10 protein-coding genes and 1 pseudogene are annotated in these 19,103 nt (G+C 71.5%); 6 read left to right on the forward strand and 5 right to left on the reverse strand.

Annotated elements, in window-relative coordinates; translation table 11 throughout:
- Positions 1–304 precede the first annotated feature (304 nt).
- The 4 genes from gnd to FrCorBMG51_RS20950 all read right to left on the reverse strand — a co-directional run bounded on the left by gnd (position 305) and on the right by FrCorBMG51_RS20950 (position 7,220).
- Complete coding sequence (gene gnd, locus FrCorBMG51_RS20935) at positions 305–1,324, reverse strand: phosphogluconate dehydrogenase (NAD(+)-dependent, decarboxylating) (RefSeq protein WP_047224733.1); 1,020 nt, start codon at positions 1,322–1,324, stop codon at positions 305–307.
- Between the two features lie 665 nt (positions 1,325–1,989).
- The gene (locus FrCorBMG51_RS20940; RefSeq protein WP_047224734.1) at positions 1,990–2,916 is read right to left on the reverse strand and encodes an acyl-ACP desaturase; all 927 of its coding nucleotides are present in this window, start codon (positions 2,914–2,916) and stop codon (positions 1,990–1,992) included.
- A 257-nt stretch (positions 2,917–3,173) separates the two neighbouring features.
- Positions 3,174–4,502, reverse strand: coding sequence for an NsdA family TPR-like regulatory protein (locus FrCorBMG51_RS20945; RefSeq protein ID WP_052914899.1), 1,329 nt, complete (start codon positions 4,500–4,502; stop codon positions 3,174–3,176).
- Positions 4,503–5,480: 978 nt separating this feature from the next.
- Entirely contained in the window at positions 5,481–7,220 is a 1,740-nt protein-coding gene (locus FrCorBMG51_RS20950) for a glycerol-3-phosphate dehydrogenase/oxidase (RefSeq protein ID WP_047224735.1), read from the reverse strand.
- Positions 7,221–7,502: 282 nt separating this feature from the next.
- Between FrCorBMG51_RS20950 and FrCorBMG51_RS20955 the strand changes: the two genes are divergently transcribed.
- The gene (locus tag FrCorBMG51_RS20955; protein ID WP_047224736.1) at positions 7,503–8,672 is read left to right on the forward strand and encodes an acyl-CoA dehydrogenase family protein; all 1,170 of its coding nucleotides are present in this window, start codon (positions 7,503–7,505) and stop codon (positions 8,670–8,672) included.
- A 10-nt stretch (positions 8,673–8,682) separates the two neighbouring features.
- The gene (locus FrCorBMG51_RS20960) at positions 8,683–9,813 is read left to right on the forward strand and encodes an acyl-CoA dehydrogenase family protein (protein WP_047224758.1); all 1,131 of its coding nucleotides are present in this window, start codon (positions 8,683–8,685) and stop codon (positions 9,811–9,813) included.
- A 372-nt stretch (positions 9,814–10,185) separates the two neighbouring features.
- Here FrCorBMG51_RS20960 and FrCorBMG51_RS20965 read toward each other — a convergent pair whose 3' ends face one another.
- Positions 10,186–11,721 carry a glycerol-3-phosphate dehydrogenase/oxidase gene (locus FrCorBMG51_RS20965; RefSeq protein ID WP_047224737.1) on the reverse strand — a complete coding sequence of 512 codons (1,536 nt, stop codon included), beginning with the start codon at positions 11,719–11,721 and terminating at the stop codon, positions 10,186–10,188.
- A gap of 232 nt (positions 11,722–11,953) precedes the next feature.
- Here FrCorBMG51_RS20965 and FrCorBMG51_RS20970 point away from each other — a divergent pair, with 232 nt between their 5' ends.
- The 4 genes and pseudogenes from FrCorBMG51_RS20970 (at position 11,954) to FrCorBMG51_RS20990 (ending at position 18,989) form a co-directional block, all read left to right on the forward strand.
- A complete protein-coding gene (locus FrCorBMG51_RS20970; protein WP_047224738.1) occupies positions 11,954–13,705 on the forward strand; it encodes an FAD-binding oxidoreductase in 1,752 nt (583 codons plus the stop codon).
- Positions 13,706–13,918: 213 nt separating this feature from the next.
- The gene (locus tag FrCorBMG51_RS20975) at positions 13,919–14,650 is read left to right on the forward strand and encodes an SDR family NAD(P)-dependent oxidoreductase (protein ID WP_047224739.1); all 732 of its coding nucleotides are present in this window, start codon (positions 13,919–13,921) and stop codon (positions 14,648–14,650) included.
- Between the two features lie 49 nt (positions 14,651–14,699).
- Positions 14,700–15,824, forward strand: coding sequence for an LmeA family phospholipid-binding protein (locus tag FrCorBMG51_RS32715; RefSeq protein WP_047224759.1), 1,125 nt, complete (start codon positions 14,700–14,702; stop codon positions 15,822–15,824).
- Positions 15,825–16,540: 716 nt separating this feature from the next.
- Positions 16,541–18,989 (forward strand): annotated as a pseudogene (locus FrCorBMG51_RS20990) (FHA domain-containing protein).
- Positions 18,990–19,103 lie beyond the last annotated feature (114 nt).

The raw sequence follows: 19,103 nt of genomic DNA on the forward strand, positions 1-19,103 counted from the left end.
CACCGATCTTGAAACAGTCCCGTAGGTGGAAACCGTCGTGCTGGTGGCGGTTTCCACCTACAGGTCAGGACGCGGGTCGTCAGGGAGCGTGGGGAGTGAGGAAGCGGGTTGCCGGGCTGTGTGGGGTGGCCCCGGCTCGTGGGACGGCGGGATCGTGAGAGCTGGGTCGTGGGGTGGCCGGGCCGTGAGGCGGTCAGCGGCAGAGGGCTGGACGGCGGGCAGCCGGTTGCGGGGCGGGGGCGGGTCAGTACCTCGGATGCCTTCGGCATCACCCCGAATAGGGATAAGCCGGGCGGCTCATGTGTCAGGTAGCCGGCTTCTCGGCGTGGCCGCCGAACTGCTTGCGCATCGCGGAGAGCAGTTTGTCGGCGAACAGGGCCTCGCCGCGTGAGCTGAACCGCTCGTACAGCGAGGCGGTGAGGACGTGGGCGGGGACGCCCTCCTCCACCGCGGCCAGCACCGTCCAGCGGCCCTCACCCGAGTCGGAGACCCGGCCGCTGAACGACTCGAGCTTCGGGTCCTCGACGAGCGCGGCCGCGGTCAGGTCCAGCAGCCAGGAGCTGACCACGCTGCCGCGGCGCCACACCTCGGCCACCGCGGCGGTGTCGATGTCGTACTGGTAGTACTCCGGATGAGCTAGCGGGGTGGTCTCGGCGTCGTGCTCGCCGGTGTGGTCCCGGCCGATGCCGGCCTTCTCCAGGATGGCCATGCCCTCGGCGAAGGCGGCCATCATGCCGTACTCGATACCGTTGTGGACCATCTTGACGAAGTGCCCGGCGCCGTTCGGCCCGCAGTGCAGGTAGCCCTTTTCCGCTCTGCTCGGCTCGCCGACCCGTCCTGGCGTGCGCGGTGCCTGGTCGAACCCGGGGGCGATCGCGGCGAAGATCGGGTCGAGGTGCGACACCACCTCGTTCTCGCCGCCGATCATGAGACAGAATCCGCGTTCGAGCCCGAAGACCCCACCGGACGTGCCGACGTCGACGTAGTGGATGCCCCGGCCGGCGAGTTCCTTCGCCCGGTCGACGTCGTCACGGTAGTAGGAGTTCCCCCCGTCGATGATGATGTCACCGGCGGTGAAGTGCTCGGCGAGTGCGAACACGCTCTGCCCGGTGATCCCGGCGGGGACCATCACCCAGGCGGCGCGGGGGGTGGAGAGCTTCGCCGCGAACTCGGCCAGCGTGGTGGCCCCGGTGGCGCCCTCGGCCTCCAGTTGCCGGATCGCGTCGGCGTTGACGTCGTAGACGACGCAGTCGTGGCCGTGGCGTATCAGCCGGCGCACGAGGTTGGCGCCCATCCGGCCAAGGCCGATCATCCCGAGCTGCACGAGGTCTCCTGTTGGTTGGTTGTCGGTCCGGGGGCGGCAACAGCATGATCATTTTTTGCGCCGTCGGAGATCCGGATCCCCAGGTCCCAGAGCTGACGGTGATATGATCATGTTGTGCTGCCCGAGCATCCCGCCGGATGGGCGAAGCCGGTCCGACGGGTCCGGGCGGGCGGCAAGCCCCCGGCTCACTGGCACGGTGCCGTTGGAGGCCAACGAGCCCTTGGCTATTGTCTCCCGGCATCGGGCCCGCCACCGCGTGACCGGTCACCGACTCGATGATCGTTGTGCCACACACGGATGCGCGTTGCGTCGCCCATGATTCCGATCAGACCGCTACCAACAGAAGTGAATTCTGCGCGTCAAGTAGTCGCGCAGCGTCGGACAGGACCGCGAAGGCCTGGTGCCGGAGAAACCCGACGCCCGCGGGAGCCTGTCGAAGGGGTGAGAGCCGGCGAAGGCCTTGGCGGCAGGAAACCAGGAGCCCGTTGCCGTTGCGGTGCCGTCGAAGCACGGTGCCGTCGAAGTGCGGGGCTGCCGAGGTACAGGCCACGAGGAAGCACGAGGAATGCTGCGCGGCCGAGTTCCGCCGCGAAGGCCGCGGTGGCCGGGAGCCCGAGCCGGCGAACGTCCCGTCGCGGGCTCGGGCTCCCGGCCGCTCGGGCGGCTCAGGCGGATGTGGCGGCCAGCGTGTCCTGGCCCGCGGCCGCGTACTTCTCCTCGTACCTGCGGGCGAGGCCGTCGAGGGCGGTGAGATAGTGCCCGACGTTCTCGCGGGCCTGCTCGGCCGGCGCGTCCAGGCCGGTCAGCTCGAAGAACCTCCAGTGCCGCAGCAGCGGCGTGACCACGTCGTCGTGGTGGTTGCGGAGGTTGTAGATGCCGGCCTTGGCGATCCGCTTCGCCTTGGTCTCGAAGTTCTCGATGCCGGTCCCGGGCATCTGGAACGTCATCAGTTCCTCGGCGATGGCCTGCACCGTCTCGGACGGGGTGATCTCCAGTGCGGCGCTGACCAGGTTGCGGTAGAAGATCATGTGCAGGTTCTCGTCCGCGGCGACCCGGGTGAGGAGCTTCTCGGCGATCGGGTCCTGGGTGAACCGCCCGGTGTTGCGGTGGCTGATCCGGGTGGCGAGTTCCTGGAACGACACGTAGGCGATGGTGCGCAGCGGCGTCTTGTCACCGCTGTCGAACCCCTTCTGCATCTGGTGCATGCGGCCACGCTCGAGGCCGACCGGGTCGACGCCGCGGGTGACCATCAGGTAGTCCCGCATCACGATGCTGTGCCGGCCCTCCTCGGCCGTCCAGCGGTGCACCCAGGCGCCCCACGCGCTGTCCCGGCCGAAGATCGTGGCGATCTCACGGTGGTAGCTGGGGAGGTTGTCCTCGGTGAGCAGGTTGACCTCGAAGGCGATCTGGGCCACGTCGGACAGCCTGGACTGCTCCGGATCCCACGGCAGGGTGTCGAAGTCGCGGCCCTGGCTCCACGGGACGTACTCGTGCGGCATCCACTCGGTGGCGAGGTCGAGATGGCGGTTGAGGTTGGCCGCGGCGACGGGCTCAAGCTCGTGCAACAGGTTGATGTCCGGGGTGGATGTCATGCCTGTCACCCTGGCAGGCCAACTGTGTGCCGGACTACGTCCGGCAGGTGTGGACTCCAGCCTCGTGTTCTGTTCTCCGAGAACAGGACCGGGAGCCTCCGGCGGGCATACGGCAGGAAGTTGGAAGAACGTGCGGGACGACCGGCTACCGGTGCGCGGGGCGGTCGGGCTGTCAGGAGGCCGCGCGGGACGGGGCGCGGGGTCATGCGAGACGCGGCGGAGCGGCCTGCGGCAGTGGGCTCAGGGCAGGGTGAGGCTCAGGACAGGGTGGGGGATGACGGGCCGGCCGGGCCGAGCGCGTCGCGGACGTGGTCGACCAGGCCGGCCGTCTGCGCGGTCGCCCCGGCCTGTTCGAGCTCCTGGCACAGGCGGGCGATGTCCCGGCGTGTCATGCCGGAGTCGATCATCGTGGCGCAGGAGACGGCCTGGTGACCCAGGGCGACGGCCCGGTCGGCGTCGCCGGTGCGGATGTTGGCGATCCCCAGCCTGGTGAGGAACTCGACGCGGTCGCGGGGGACCTCCTCGTCGAGCTCGTCGAGATCGTCGAGGGCGGCCTCGAAGTGCGGTATGGCCGCCTCGGGGCTGCCGCCGGACAGCAGTGCCTCCCCGGCCGAGAACGCGACGTCCTTGCGGCGGGCCCAGTACATGTAGGGCGGGCTGTCCTCGGGACGGACCTTGTCGATCAACGTGTAGGCGAGTTCGGTCTCGGCGGCGGCGTCCTCGCTGCTGCCCGCGCGGCTGTGCGCGACGGCCAGGTCGGCCGCGATCACGGCCCGCTCGATCGCGCTGAGCAGGTAGCGTGCCCCGGCCTGGGCGCGGTGCAGCAGGCTGACCGCGTCCGCGGGCTGCCCGTACCAGGTGACCTGCTCGGCCATGCAGCGCAGGATGTTGGCGCCGAGAGCGGGCGCGTTCGCCTCGTGGGCGGCGCGCAGCGCGATCAGCCAGCAACGCTGGGCCGTGCCGTACTGGCCGATGTCGTACATCGCCCACCCGGCCAGCCGGGCCAGCTCCGCCGCGACCGCGTAGAGCCGGGCCTGGTGGGCGTCGCTGTGGGTACCGACCCGCAGCAGGCGGACGGTGATCGAAAGTTCGGTGCGGGACAGGGCGTACACGTCGTTGCCGCCGAGGACGTCGCTCATCCGCCGCAGGGCGTCGACCCGGTCCTCGAAACCGCACACGAGCGGGTCGTCGACGAGTTGGCCGGTGGGCACGATGCCCTCGTGGTGCGTGCGTGCCGCCAGCCACCGTTGCGCGGCGGAGTCCAGGGACGGCCCGGAGACGGGCAGGAAGCGGTGGGGGCGCCTGGCACGGGTCATCGCCACGAGTTCGCGGGTGAGCCCGTCGTGCGTCCACAGCAGGTCCAGGCCGGTGTTCGCGGGTGCGATCTGCTCGTGGACCGGCTGGCCGGCGGGCTGGTGGCTGACCGGCCGGTGATCAGACTGCCGGTGATCAGACTGCCGGTGGCCGGCGGTGTCGGGGTGGCCGGCGTTGTTCCGGGCGTCGACGGGGTTCCGGGTACGGCCGGCAGTTTCAGGCCGTCGGCGGAGTCCGTCCGGATCCCATCCTGGGTGTGCCTGCGTTGTCACGGCGGGTCTCTCCCGTCTCCGTACGGAACTACTGTCAATCGTAGCCGTGCGAATACAGCGTCCCTTTACGGGGTTGCTGCCCTTCTCCGGGGGGAGCGGGTTTCAGATCTTCGCGTCCGATCCGTTGATCGGACGAAAGATCCGGAACGGCTCCGGGAATCCTGCGGCTCGTTCTGGTCGGCGTGGGATCGGGATGTTGGTCGGCCTGGCGAATCCAGGGTCGCGCACCTACCCCGTGCCGGGCAATCCCGGGGGCTGTGTTATAGGCGGCCACTGGACGGTGTGCGGGCCCGGCGGTGGCCAGGCTGTTCGCCCGCCCGTTGGCCGGGGGCAAGAGCGTACGGATATAGGCGGACCTCCAGAACGAACAGACGCCACGAGCCGATCCGGTGTTCTGCGAGCACAGGGTCCCACTACCCATGGAACCTACCACTTATGCCACGTATGACCAGTGGGCATCCCCACTGGGAGGCGTCACCCGGTGGTGGTGTGGTTACATGTTACGCCCAGTTCGTCCGGGCGAAATCATTTTTTCAGCTTCCGGCCGGCGTCGTCGATTCTTCTCAAAGAATGATTCCGCAGCCGTTCGGTCCTGTTTCTGAGTACGGTTTTTGCGATGTTTTTCGTTTGTTTTTATTCTGTCGACACCGTGTCAGATCACCCCTCCGACCTGCGCGAACAGCACGGAGTAATGCTCTGATATCTGTTGGTAGTCGCAGTGTCGTGCGGTTGACAGCAAGTCGCGAACGTCATTTCTGAGATGTTTCCCAGACGTTTCGCATGCGATTTTCCGGATGGCCTGTGCACCTCATTGGTGCCTCATCCGTACCGCATCGGCGCTCTTGCCCCACCTGGCCCCCACCCGGGCCCCCACCCGGGCCCGTGCCCGGGCTCCGGCCGGCTCGTGGCGGGTCACAGGCCCGGCCGAGGGCCGGTTCGGACCGCCCGAGCAGGGAGCACGGCGGAGAAGGACGAGCGTCAGGAGCGCGCCGGCTCGGACCGCCCGAGCAGGGAGCGCCCGCCGGTCCGGACGTCCGGCGCGCCCAGACGGGCCGCGTCGGCGGTCTGGTCGTCGGCCTGCTGCTGGGACTCCCGCTCGGCCGCCACCCGCGCCTGGTAGTGCCCGATCTCGACGTCGATGGTCTGCCGGTCCCAACCCAGCTCGGGCGCGACGAGTTCGGCGACGTCCGCGGCGGCCTCCAACCCGCGGTCCCAGGTCTCGATCGAGATCCGGGTGCGGCGGGTGAGCACGTCGTCGAGGTGCAGCGCCCCCTCGTGGGAGGCGGCGTACACGGCCTCCGCCGCCAGGTAGGTGTCGGCCCCGCGCACCGGTCGGGCGAGCTCGGGCCGCTGCCGGACGAGCGCCAGGACCTCCTGGGTGAGGGTGCCGTAGCGGGTCAACAGGTGCTCGACCCGGGCCACGTGGATCCCCGCGGAGCGAGCCAGCGCCTCCCGCGCGTTCCACAGCGCCGGGTAGCCGTCGGCGCCGAGCAGGGGAACCCGGTCGGTGCAGGAGGGCGGCACGCTGCGGTTCAGCCCGTGTGCCACCGCGTCGACCGCGTCCCGGGCCATCACCCGGTACGTGGTGTACTTCCCGCCGGCGACCATGGTCAGGCCGGGCAGCGGTGAGACCACCGCGTGCTCCCGGGACAGCTGGGAGGAGTCCTCCGACTCGCCGGACAGCAGCGGCCGCAGCCCCGCATAGACACCGGTGATGTCGTCGGTGGTCAGCGGCGTGCGCAGCACCCGGTTGACGTGGGTGAGCAGGTAGTCGATGTCGGCGCTGCTGGCCGCCGGGTGGGCGAGGTCGAGGTTCCAGTCCGTGTCGGTCGTCCCGACGATCCAGTGGCTGCCCCAGGGGATCACGAACAGCACGCTGCTCTCGGTGCGCAGGATCAGCCCGGTGGTGGCGTGGATCCGGTCCCGGGGCACCAGCAGGTGGATGCCCTTGGAGGGCCGCACCGACAGCTGGCCGCGCCCGCCGGCCATCGCCTGGATGTCGTCGGTCCACACCCCCGCGGCGTTGATGGTCTGCCGGGCGCGGACGTCGATCTGGCCGCCGCCCTCGAGGTCGTGGACCCGCACCCCGGCGACCCGGTCGCCCTCGCGCAGCAGGCCCGTCACCCGGGCGCTGGTGGCGATCAGTGCACCGTAGTGGGCGGCGGTCCGGGCGACGAACATCGTGTGCCGGGCGTCGTCGACCTGGGCGTCCCAGTACTGGATCGCGCCCACCAGGGCGTCCGGGCGCAGCGCGGGGACGGCGCGCAGCGCCGCCCGCCTGGTCAGGTGGCGATGGCGCGGCACCGCCCGGCGGGCACCGCCGAGGGTGTCGTAGAGCACCATCCCGGTGCCGACGTAGGCGCGTTCCCATCCCCGGTGGGTCAGCGGGAACAGGAACGGGACCGGGCGGACGAGGTGCGGGCAGAGCGTGTCCAGCAGCAGCGCCCGCTCCCGCAGCGCCTCACTGACGAGCGCGATGTTGAGCTGTTCGAGGTAGCGCAGACCGCCGTGGATCAGCTTGCTGGACCGGCTGGACGTGCCGGACGCGAGGTCGCGCGCCTCGACCAGCGCCACGGACAGCCCACGGGTGACCGCGTCGAGCGCGACACCGGCGCCGGTGACGCCACCGCCGATGACGACGACGTCGACGACGTCGGATTCCATCTGGAGCAGGGCGTCACCACGGGTGGTGGGATTCAGCCGTGCCGGAGCGATCATCGTGTTCCCCGTCCCCGGAGCGTGGCGGCCAGAGCTGGCGCGGACAGGTCACATCGTGCCTGCCGTGGACGAGGCCCGCATGGTAGCTTGCTCACAGTGATCATTTTCATACGGTAATCGATTGCCTGCGCTCACGGGCCGGCGCCGTGGTCCACGCCACCGGTACTGACGCTGACCTGGACCACCTACTGTCTACTGTGTTCTTCCTACCGTGTTCTTCGCCCGGTGTCCGCCGCCGACGGCTCCCCCTGTCGGCTTCCGCGCCTCGTGGGAGGCCGTCCGATGGACCTCAGCTTCACCCCCGACGAGGAGCGCTTCCGCGCCCAGCTGCGGGCCTGGCTCGCCGACAACGTCCCGCCGCCGTGGCGGTCGCCGTCGTTCTGGGCCAGCCTCCCGGAGGCCGACGCGTTCGAGCTGCGCAGGGACTGGGAGCGGCTGCGCCACCGCGCCGGCTTCGCCGGCATCTCCCTGCCGCGGGAGTACGGCGGCCGCGGCGGGACGCCGGGCATGCAGGCGATCCACGACGAGGAGAGCGCGCGGGCCCGGGCGCCCCACTCGGTCAACCAGATCGGCCTGACCTTCCTGGTGCCCACCGTCATGGCGGTCGGGACCGACGAGCAGAAGCGGGAGATCATCCCGCCGCTGCTGCGCAACGACGTCATCTGGTGCCAGGGCTTCTCCGAGCCCGGCGCGGGCTCGGACCTCGCGGCCCTGCGCACCACCGGCGTGCGCGACGGCGACGAGTTCGTCGTCACCGGCCAGAAGGTCTGGACGACCAACGCCGCGCACGGGGACAGGATCTTCATGCTCGTCCGCACCGAACCCGGGTCGCAGCGGCACCACGGCCTGTCCATGCTGCTCGTCGACATGCGCCAGGACGGGGTCGAGGCCCGGCCGCTGCGCCAGATGAGCGGGGTGAGCGAGTTCGGCGAAGTCTTCTTCACCGACGTCCGGGTGAAGGTGACCGACTGCCTCGGCGGGGTCGGCAACGGCTGGGCCACGGCGATGCTGCTGCTGTCGTTCGAGCGCGGCGCCTCCGGCCTGGCCCAGTACACCGCCTTCCGCCGCCAGTTCGACGAGATCGTGGCGGCGGCTCCCCCCGGCCGGCTCGACGACCCGGTCCTGCGCCAGCGGCTGGCCCAGCGGATCGTCGACCTCGAGTGCCTGCGCTACCACGCCATGCACGTGCTCACCCAGGTCGAGCAGGGGGAGGAGCTCGGCGCCGGGTCGTCGTTGACCAAGCTCCAGTGGTCGCAGACGCACCAGCAGCTGTGGGAGACCTTCGACGACCTGCTCGGCCCGGAGGCCACCCTGGCCCGGCCGGATCCCGACACGGACCTGCGCGCCATGCACCGCGAGGCGATGTGGTCACGTTCGGTCACCATCTGGGGTGGATCGTCCCAGGTGCAGCGCAACATCGTCGCCGAGCGTGTCCTCGGCCTGCCCCGATAGCGTCCCGGGCATGTACTTCGCGCTGACCGAGGAGCAACGGGCGCTCGGCGACACCGTCCGCGACTACCTGGCGGACAGGTTCGACCTGACGGCCGTCCGGGCGGTCTTCGAGGACACCGGCGGCGACGGCCATCCCGCCGAACTGTGGAAGACCGCCGGGGAGCAGGGCTGGCTGGCCGTGCTCGTCCCGCCGGAGCACGACGGGCTCGGCCTCGGCCTGGTGGACGCCCAGGTGGTCGCCCGGGCCTTCGGCGTGGGCGTCGTCCCCGGGCCGTGGCTGCCCACCGTGCTCGCCGGGGAGGCCGTCCGCCTCGCCGGCTCGCCGGAGCAGCGGCGCGCCCTGCTGCCCCGGATCGCCACCGGCGACCTGGTGGCCACGGTGGCGCTGCGTGGCCCCGCCGGCCGATACGACCCGACGGGTGTGCGGGTCACCGCCGACGCGGCGGGCCGGCTCACCGGAACCGCGCTGCCCGTCGAATACGCCGAGGTCGCGCGGACCGTCGTCGTGGCCGCCACCGAGACGTCCGGGCAGACCGGGCTGTACCTGGTGGATCCGCGTTCGCCCGGCGTCACCGTCGACGGGCTGGACAGTTACGACGGCACCGTGCGCACGGCGTCGCTGGCTCTCGACGGGGCGGACGCGCGGCGGCTGCCCGGGTCGTCGGCCGCCGTCCTCACCGAACTGCTGGACCGGGCCGCCGTGCTCACCGCGGCCGACCTGGTCGGCCTCGCCCGTCAGGCGCTCGGGCGCACCGTCGCCTACGACCGTGACCGGGTGCAGTTCGGCCGGCCGGTCGGCTCCTTCCAGGCGCTCAAGCACCATCTCGCCGACCTGCACGTGGCCGTGACCATGGCCGAGCACGCGGTGCTGTACGCGGCGCACGCGCTCGACGTCGGGCTCGCCGACCGCCNNNNCCGCCGGCTCGCGGCCGCCGTGGCCAAGAGCAAGGCCGGTGACGCCGCCCGGGAGGTGACCGGGACGATGATCCAGTATCACGGCGGGATCGGCTACACCTGGGAGCACGAGGCCCACTTCTTCTACAAGCGGGCCAAACGCGAGATCTACAGCTACGGCGACCCGGACCACCACCGCGAGCGCATCGCCGCCCTCACCCTCGGGACGCCATCCGCACCGGCCTAGCCCCGTTCTCCGCACATGCCGCATCGCCGCTGGTCAGAGCGTTGCGCGGGTCGCTACTCTCGGCGATCACCGCAGGTCGGCGCGAGTGATGCGCGGAAGGCGGGCCTAGCCTCCGCCGGCTGTGCCGTCCGTACCGGCTTCGTGATCACGCAGCGCCGGGCCGCGCGTCGAACCGCGCCGGTGCGGGGACGGGCGGCTGCCACGGCTGCCGCGGCGGCCGTTTCATGATCTATGCGACTTTGTCGTTCTGTACGCTTTCAGGTCCTCTGGGCGTACAGAACGACAAACTACTGGCGATCTTCGCCGACGGTCGATGATCGTTGATGTTGTTCGGTGTCGGTGTCGGTGTCGGTGTCGGTGCGGTCCGGCGTGTCAGGTGTCGATCGCGGTGAGGGTCTGGCGGACGAGGGCCTCGGCGGTGGGGAGCGCGGCCTGGCGGTCGGCTGGTACGAGGCCGATGCGGGTGCGGCGGTCGAGCAGGTCGTCGGCGTCCAGGGCGCCCTCGTGGCGCAGGGCGAACAGCAGTTCGGCGCCGGTCACCTCGACGCCGGCACACAGCGGCGCGAGCAGCCCGGGGTCGCCGCGGGCGCCCGCGACCACCGCGGGCGCCTCGGCGCCGTAGCGGGCGACGAGCCTGGGCGGGGCGGCCACGGTGGCGAGCTGTGACCAGCTGGCCGCGCCGACCAGCGGCAGGTAGCGGGTACGGCACGGCCCGGCGTCCAGCTCGCCGGCGCGGACGAGCGTGTCCACGGTGTCGGCGGCCATCCGGCGGTAGGTGGTGAGCTTGCCCCCGACGACGGTGACCATGCCGTCGGACGAGGTGATCACCGCGTGCCGCCGGGACAGGTCCGCGGTGCGCCCGGCCGCGCCCGCCAGCAGCGGCCGCAGCCCCGCGAAGGCGCCCAGGACGTCGGCCCGGCCGACCGGCACCGTGAGCACGCTCGACAGCACGCCGAGCAGGAAGTCCAGCTCGGCGGCGGTCGGCACCGGCACGTCGACGACCGTGTCGACCGGCTCGTCGGTGATCCCGACGTAGACGTGGCCGCCCGGCTGGGGCAGCGCGAACACGTACCGGTTGCGCTCACCGGGCACCGGGATGATGATCGCCGTCCGCAGGCCGTCCAGGGCGCTGCCCGCCACCACGAGGTGGGTGCCGCGGCTGGGGCGCAGCCGCGCGTCGGCGCACAGGTCGCCGGCCCACACGCCGGTGGCGTTCACCACGCTGCGCGATCTCAGTATCACCGGCGAGTTGTTCACGGTGTCGACGGCGGTGGCGCCGCTGCCGTCGGCCTCCCGTACCCGGCAGCGGGTGATGACGCGCGCGCCGTGCCGGGCCGCGGTCCGGGCGATCGCCACGACCAGCCGCGCGTCGTCGACGAGCTGGCCGTCCCAGGTCAGCAGCCCGCCGCGCAGTCCGGGGGCACGCAGGGCCGGCACCATGTGCCGGGCCTCGACGGCGGTCAGCCGCCGTGGCCCGGGCAGCACCGTCCGCGGGGTGCCGGCGGCGCGGCGGAGGATGTCGGCGACACGCAGCCCGGCGCCGGCGGCAAGGGCCGTGGCGGTGGGGAAGCCGTCGGCCAGCGGGAGCAGCATCGGCAGCTGCCGGACCAGGTGGGGCGCGGTGGTGCCCAGCAGGACGGCCCGCTCCCGGGCGCTTTCGTACGCCAGCGCGAGGTCGCCGCCGGCCAGGTAGCGCAGCCCGCCGTGGACGAGCTTGGAGCTCCACCGGCTGGTGCCGAAGGCCAGGTCGTGGGCTTCCACCAGGGCCACGGACAGCCCGCGGCTGGCCGCGTCCAGCGCCACCCCGGCGCCGGTCACCCCGCCACCGATCACCAGTACGTCGACCACGGTGCCGTCGGCGAGCTCGGCGAGGTCCCGCTCGCGCTGCCGCCTGTTCAGCGACGCCATCGGGGATGCCTGGCGGGCGGCCGGCCGACGTGACGCGGTGGTCTGACGTGACTCTGACGTGACGCGGGGGTCTGACGTGATGCGGTGGTCTGGTGTGATGCGGTGGCCTGGTACGACGGTGAGGAGGGCCCGCCTGGCGCCGCCGTCCGGCCGGCGGCGGATCGTCGGCGGGGTGGCGCGTCCAGCGTGTCACGGTGGTTGTCACGATGGCGCTGTGACGACATCTGTCACAGTGTATGTGGTGACAGCTTCGACAACGAACCGTAGCGGGACGGTCTGGTGGGGCTGGGGCGCCTCCGACGCGCACACCCCCCTGGCCGAGGACATCCGTTCCCTGCTGGAGGCGGCTTTCGCGGTCGCCCGCCAGGACACTCCACCGGTAGGGCTGGACGAGCTGCGCCTGCCGGCGTCGTCACTGTCCGTCGAAGCGAGTGAGGCGCTGGCTGGCGTGGTCGGGCCGGCGTGGGTACGGGTGGACGCCGGCAGCCGCGTCCGGCACTGCCGGGGCCGGTCCACCGCCGACCTGCTGCGCCTGCGGGCCGGCGACGCCCTCGACGCCCCCGACGCCGTCGTCCTGCCGGCGGGCCACGACGAGGTGCTCGCCGTGCTGCGGGTGTGCGCCCGGCTGCGGCTGGCGGTGGTGCCCTTCGGCGGCGGGACGTCGGTGGTCGGCGGCCTGGCCCCGGCAAGGGACGGGTTCGCCGGCGTCGTCGCGCTCGACCTGGCGCGGCTGGACCGGCTCACGGCCGTCGACGCTGAGTCACAGGTCGTCACCTGTGAGCCTGGTCTGCGCGGCCCGGCCCTGGAGGCCGCCCTTGCCGCACACGGCTTCACCCTTGGTCACCGTCCACAGTCGTGGGAGTACGCCAGCGTCGGCGGGTTTGCCGCGACCCGCTCCAGCGGCCAGGCGTCCGCGGGCTATGGCCGCTTCGACAGCCTGGTCGTCGGCCTGCGGATCGCCACCCCGGCCGGCACCTGGGAGCTCGGCCGCGCCCCGGCGTCCGCGGCCGGGCCCGACCTGCGACAGCTCGCGCTCGGCTCCGAAGGGGCCTTCGGGGTGATCACGCAGCTACGGCTGCGGGTCCGGCCGCTGCCCGCGGCGACCCACTACGAGGGCTGGCGGCTGGCTGGCTTTGCCGCGGGGACGGCGGCGCTGCGCGAACTGGCGCAGCGGGACCTGCTTCCCACGGTCGCGCGCCTGTCGGACGAGACCGAGACGGCCGCCGGGCTCGCCGGCGGTGGCATCGGCGCCGACGCGGGCGGCTGCCGCCTGATCGCCGGCTACGAGGGCGAGGCCGACTGGGTCGCCGCACGCCGGGCCGCGGTCGCCGAGGTGCTGGGCGCGGCCGGCGGGGTCCCGCTGGGAGCCGAGGCCGGCACGCAGTGGGTGCGCGGCCGCTTCCACGGCCCGTATCTGCGGGACGCCCTGCTGGACGCCGGCATGTTCGCCGAGACACTGGAGACGGCCGGGTTCTGGTCGGCCCTGCCGGGCCTTTACACCCGGGTACGCGACACCCTCGTCGCCGCCCTGACCGCGGAACAAGCCGTGGGCCAGGCTGCGGACCAGGCGGTGCGACAGGCCGCCGGCCCGCCCGCGGGGGCGACCGCCGGGCCGGCTGGCGAGGCAGCTGCCGGACCGGCCGGCGCGGGGGCGGGCGAGGCCGCCGCCGGGGGAGCGCCCGGCCTGATCATGTGCCATGTCTCACACGTCTACCCGACCGGTGCCTCGCTGTACTTCACCGTCGTGTGCCCAGGCCGTGACGACCCGGTGGCACGGTGGCGCAGGGTGAAGGCCGCCGCCTCGCGCGCGATCGTCGAGACCGGCGGGACGATCACCCACCATCACGCCGTCGGCGTCGACCACCAGCCCTGGCTCACCGCGGAGATCGGTGATCTCGGGGTGGCGGTGCTGCGCGCGGTGAAGCACACCCTCGACCCGGACGGCATCCTCAACCCTGGCGTCCTCGTCCCCCGGGCCACCTGAGCGGCCGGCCCGGCGGGGTCGCCACGGACCCGGTACGCGGCCCCTGGGCCGCTGCCGACCCGAGGGCGGGATCATCACCGGTCCGGCCCCGGTGGCCTGCGGCCCCTGGGCCGCTGCCGACCGCAAGCCCTCCGGGCCGCCGCAGGCACCGCTACGGACATGCGGCCCGCTGGGCCGTTATGAGCTCACGGCCCGCTGGGCCACTATGGGCGCATGCAGCAGGAGCGCGCCGACCCGCGCCGGGAGCGGGCGCTTGTCGTTGTCGGGCCGGGGCAGGCGTTCGGCGTCCAACTTCTGCGCCGGTTCGCCCGGGAGGGCTTCGGGCTCGGGGTGATCGCCCGGTCGGCCGACACGGTCCACCGGGTGACGGCCGACCTCGCCCGGGATCAGATCACCGTCAGTGGTGAGGTCGCGGACGTCACCGCGCCGGGGGCGGTGGCCACGGCGCTGGACAAGCTCGCCGACGAGCTCGGTGGCCTGACCGCCGTGGTCTACAACGCCAAGCTGAGCATCCGGGGCACCGCGCTGTCGGTGTCGGCGGACACGGTCAACCAGACCCTCGCGGTCAACGTCACCGGGGCGCTGACCGTCGTCCAGGCCGCGGTGGCGCTGCTGGCCGAGCGTCCCGGAGCGTGTGTGCTGCTGACCGCGGCCGGGCCGAGAACCGAGCCGGCCGCCGGCCGGTTCGCCCTCGCGATCGGCAAGGCCGGGCTGCTCGCGCTCGGGACGTCGTTGGCGCCGGTGCTGCGTACCCGCGGTATCCGGCTGCGGACCGTGGTGCTCGACGCCCGGGTGGCCCCCGACGGCCGGCTCTCCGCGGACGCGGTGGCCGAGCACTTCTGGAACGCCTACACCGCTGCCCGCGGATCGGTCTTCCGGCTGGGCCCGCCCAGCGTCACCGAGCGGGCGCCGCACCTGTTCGGGGACGGGCATTTCCCCGGATGATCTGACCCATGTCGTGCCAGGATCCGCCATCCATGCGACCATCCTGACCGTGAGCACTGGACACGACAACGACCCGGACGTGGGTAGCGACCCCGAGGAATCGACCCGGCGCCTCCCACCGTCCGCCGCCGCTGCCGGTGCCCAGACGCAGCGGGCCCGCGTCGGCCCGGTCGATCCGCCGCCGCCCGCCGACTCGTTCCGTCCGGCTCCCCAGCCCGGGTGGTCCGGGCCGGGCGCGCCACCCGGTTCGCCGGCGCAGCCGGGCCCGTCGGCGGCACCGGCACAGTCAGCCGCACCGATACCGCCGACCAGCGCGTTCCCGCCGCCCGAGGGCTCGCCGTATGGGAGCCCGCCGTACACGGGGGCGCAGTATGGAGGTCCACCGTATGGAGGCCAGCCCCCGCTCGCGCCCACCGATGTGACGCCGGGCCCGGTAGCCCGTCGCCGGCGGCGGAGATGGCCGATCGTCACGCTGGTCGTGTTGATCATCCTGCTGGTCGTGGCCGACCGCGCGGCGGTGCCGATCGCCGAGAGCCAGATGAAGGCGAAGGCGGAGGCGTCCGTGGCGCAGAGCAGCACCGACCCCGGGGTCAGACCGGCCAGGGTCACCGACGTCTCGATCGGCGGCTTCCCCTTCCTCACCCAGGTCCTCTTCGGCAAGTACGACGACCTGCGGGCGACGGTCACCGACATTCCCACGCCCGGCCCGCGGATCACCGAGGTGAAGGCCAGGCTGCAGGGCGTCCACGTGCCGTTCTGGGACGCCATTCGTGACCAGGTCAAGGACGTGCCGGTCGACAAGGTGACCGCGGACGTGCAGATCACCTATGATGATCTCAATGCCTATCTGGCAACGCAGAACGTGAAGATCACCCCGGTCGACGACGGCCGGGAGGTGCGCATATCCGGCGAGATCGACACCGGGCTCCTCGGTACCCAGGAGCTGAGCGGGACGACCCGTTTCGGGGTCCAGGACAACACGCTGACCCTGATACCCACCGAGATCCTCGGTTTCCGGCTGCCGGGTGTCGCGCTGCCGGGGATCCCGCTGCCGATCAGCAACCTGCCGTTCAACCTGCAGATCGAGAAGGCTGCCACCGGCAAGAACGGTATCTCGGTCACCGCGACGGCGACAAACGTGGTCCTTCCCGCGGAACCCACATCAGCGTCATAACGGACGGCATTTTCATAACGGATGTCGCCCGCGTAGCGGACCGAGTCCTCATAACGGATGGTATTCGCCGTGGCGGATCATGGCGTAACCCGCCGCCGGCCTGGTAGCGTCCCGCGCGGCGGCCGGCCCGGGGCCGGGTCCGTCGGACCGGCACAGCTGAAGGCGGCCGGAAGCTGGAAGAATCTGGTGGCCGATGTCCGTGCCCGGCTGCCGGATCCGCTGTCGGCCGCCGGCTGCGCTGGCTCGTCGTGATCCTTCGCTGTACGTTCGGTCACGGATTTTGGTCGCCATCCACCTACTCTCGGTAGCTAAGAGTATGTGACCCGCTGGTGGCACGCGAAAAGAAAGATCTTTTTCTTTGATCCTCTGTCGCGACGTCGAATCGACGACAGTTGACGGACGTGGGATAGCCCGCGCGTCATCCTCGGCCGGTACTGGATATCGTCACACCGGCAGCCGGCCGTCTACGGACATGACTGGCCACACGCAGTCTGCTCCTCTGCGTCCAGTCCGTGGTGATTGGCACACCCATCGTCGATCGAGGTAGGTGGGCGGCGCTACGATCCGACGACCAGCAAGATCGGAAGATTCATGTCGAAGTCAGTCCGGCGGGACATCCGGCCTGTGTCCCGCCCCAGAGAGCCGATGGCGACGCGAACACGCCTTTCGCGTGCTGCCGGAGGTCACCGTTCCTGGGTCGCCGAAGGGGGAAACACGTGCAGACGACCCTGAGAGTCGTCAGCGGTGCCAACGTGGCCACCGTGCCTGCCGGTCAGCCGTTCGTTGTCGGCCGCGCGCGCACGGCCGATTTCGTGATGCCGGACAGCCGGGTCTCCCGCCGGCACCTGCTGATCGAGCCGGTCGGCGCGGGCTGGGCTGTCCGGGACATCAGCTCGAACGGAACCTGGCTCGACGGTCAGCGGGTACAGAGCGTCGACGTCAACGGCGAGGTCCGGTTCCGGCTCGGTACCCCGACCGGGCCGGAGGTCGTCGTCCTGCTGGAGGCTCCCGTCGGCTACGCCGCCCCCCCGCGTTACCAGGACCCGCACTTCGAGATGCCGACGATGCTGCGTGACTCCGCCAGCTACGAGCCCGGCCCGCAGCTGCCCCGGCAGCCGTCGGGCAACCAGGCCGAGACGAGCAGTCACGATCTTGAGCGTGAGCACGAGCGGCAGACCTCCTACCGGCTGCGCCCGGGCCGGATGTCCATCGGCCGTTCCCGGGACAACGACATCGTCGTGGGCGACCTGCTGGCCTCCCGGCGGCACGCCGAGATCTACCTGGGCCCGGACGGGAACGTGGAGATCGCCGACCTCGAGTCGGCCAACGGGACGTTCGTCAACGGCAAGCGCATCATCCGCGAGCCGGTGCCGGAGGGCGCGGTCATCGCTGTCGGCCATCATGTCTTCCAGCTTGTCGAGAACGAGCTGGTCGAGTACATCGACTCCGGGGACGTCAGCTTCGAGGCCGACGGCCTGAACGTGTGGGCCGGCCAGAAGCAGCTCATGCACGACATGACCTTCCGGCTGCCCGGCCGGGCGCTGCTGGCGGTGGTCGGGCCCAGTAGGCGCGGGCAAGTCCACCCTGCTCAACGCCCTCACCGGTTTCCGCCCCGCGGACAAGGGCGCCGTGCGTTACGCCGGGCGGGACATGTACTCCGAGTACGACGAGCTGCGCCGCCGCATCGGTTACGTCCCCCAGGAGGACCTGCTCCACACCACGCTCAGCGTCCGCCGTGCCCTGGAGTACGGCGCCGAGCTGCGCTTCCCGCCGGACACCACCAAGCAGGAGCGCGGCGCCCGGGTGGACGAGGTCCTCGCCGAGCTCGGCCTGACCCAGCACGCCGACACCCAGGTGGCCAGGCTCTCCGGCGGCCAGCGCAAGCGCACCAGCGTCGCCCTGGAACTGCTGACCAAGCCCACCCTGCTCTACCTGGACGAGCCCACCTCCGGCCTCGACCCGGGCATGGACAAGAACGTCATGGAGTCGCTGCGCAAGCTGGCCGACGACGGGCGCACGGTCGTCGTGGTCACCCACAGCGTCGCCCAGCTGGATCTCTGCGACTACGTCCTGGTGCTGGCTCCCGGCGGGTACGTCGCCTATTTCGGCCCGCCGCGCGACGCCCTGTCCTTCTTCAACAAGAGGGACTACCCGGATGTCTTCCTGATGCTGGAGGCCACCCCCGGCGCGGAGTCGGCGGCCCGGTTCCGCCAGTCGCGCTACTACGTCCCCGCGTCGGTCACCGCACCGTCGGCCCGCCCGGCACCGGAGGACCTGCCGAGCATCCGCCAGCAGTCGGTGCTCTCCCAGCTCGTCACGTTAAGTCGGCGCACACTCTCCGTTGTCGCGTCCGACAGATCCTACCTCCGGCTGATCATCGCCTTCCCGTTCCTGCTCGGGCTCATCCCACGGGCCATCCCCGGCGGGTTCGGCCTGCCCGAGGACGGCTCACCGAACTCGGACGCCGGCACGATCCTGCTGGTGATGGTGTTGTGCGCCTGTTTCATGGGCATGGCGAACTCCGTCCGGGAGATCGTCAAGGAACGGGCCATCTACCGGCGGGAACGGGCGATCGGGCTGTCCCGGACCGCCTACATCGGCTCGAAGATCCTCGTACTGACCCTGATCACGACGCTGCAGGCGATCCCGTTCACCCTGATCGGCCTGCTCGGCCGGGAGCCCGACGAAGCGGTCGTGCTGGGCAACCCCCTGGTCGAGTGCCTGATCGCGGTGATCGTGGTGTCGCTGTCGTCGGCCATGCTCGGGCTGCTCATCTCCGCCCTGGTCGACAACGCGGACAAGACCATGCCGCTGCTCGTCCTGCTCACCATGGCGCAGCTGGTGTTCAGCGGCGGCATCCTGCCGGTGCACAGCAAGCCCGGTCTGGAGCAGGTCAGCCTGATCGCGCCGGCCCGCTGGGGCTACGCGGCGCTGTCCTCGGTCGGTGACCTCAACCGGATCAGCCTGGCCGGTGAGCTGCGTCCCGACGGCAAGCTGATCAACAGCAAGGTCGTCGACGACCCGTTCTTCGACCACACCGCGCAGGCGTATGCCATCGACATCGCCGGGGGCGTGGCGATCGGCGTGATCTGTGTCATCGTCACCGCCATCCTGATCCGCCGGATGGACCCGAAGACCGCCAAGCGCAAGCCGTCGTCGTCCTGACCGTCCGCCCGTCACCGTCCTGACCGAGGTCCGGGCAGCTTCCAGGCCGGAGCTGCTCGGACCTCGTGCTGTGTACGGGCCGGATCCGCTCCACGCGGCAGGCAGGCCGAAGGA

Source organism: Protofrankia coriariae (assembly GCF_001017755.1).
In the GTDB taxonomy this organism is placed as follows: domain Bacteria; phylum Actinomycetota; class Actinomycetes; order Frankiales; family Frankiaceae; genus Protofrankia; species Protofrankia coriariae.

Bases quoted from the DNA above. Each gene is read 5' to 3' on its own strand.
- FrCorBMG51_RS20940 (WP_047224734.1), bottom strand. From the start codon at position 2,916: ATGACATCCACCCCGGACATCAACCTGTTGCACGAGCTTGAGCCCGTC.
- FrCorBMG51_RS20950 (WP_047224735.1), bottom strand. From the start codon at position 7,220: ATGATCGCTCCGGCACGGCTGAATCCCACCACCCGTGGTGACGCCCTG.
- FrCorBMG51_RS20955 (WP_047224736.1), top strand. From the start codon at position 7,503: ATGGACCTCAGCTTCACCCCCGACGAGGAGCGCTTCCGCGCCCAGCTG.
- FrCorBMG51_RS20965 (WP_047224737.1), bottom strand. From the start codon at position 11,721: ATGGCGTCGCTGAACAGGCGGCAGCGCGAGCGGGACCTCGCCGAGCTC.
- FrCorBMG51_RS20975 (WP_047224739.1), top strand. From the start codon at position 13,919: ATGCAGCAGGAGCGCGCCGACCCGCGCCGGGAGCGGGCGCTTGTCGTT.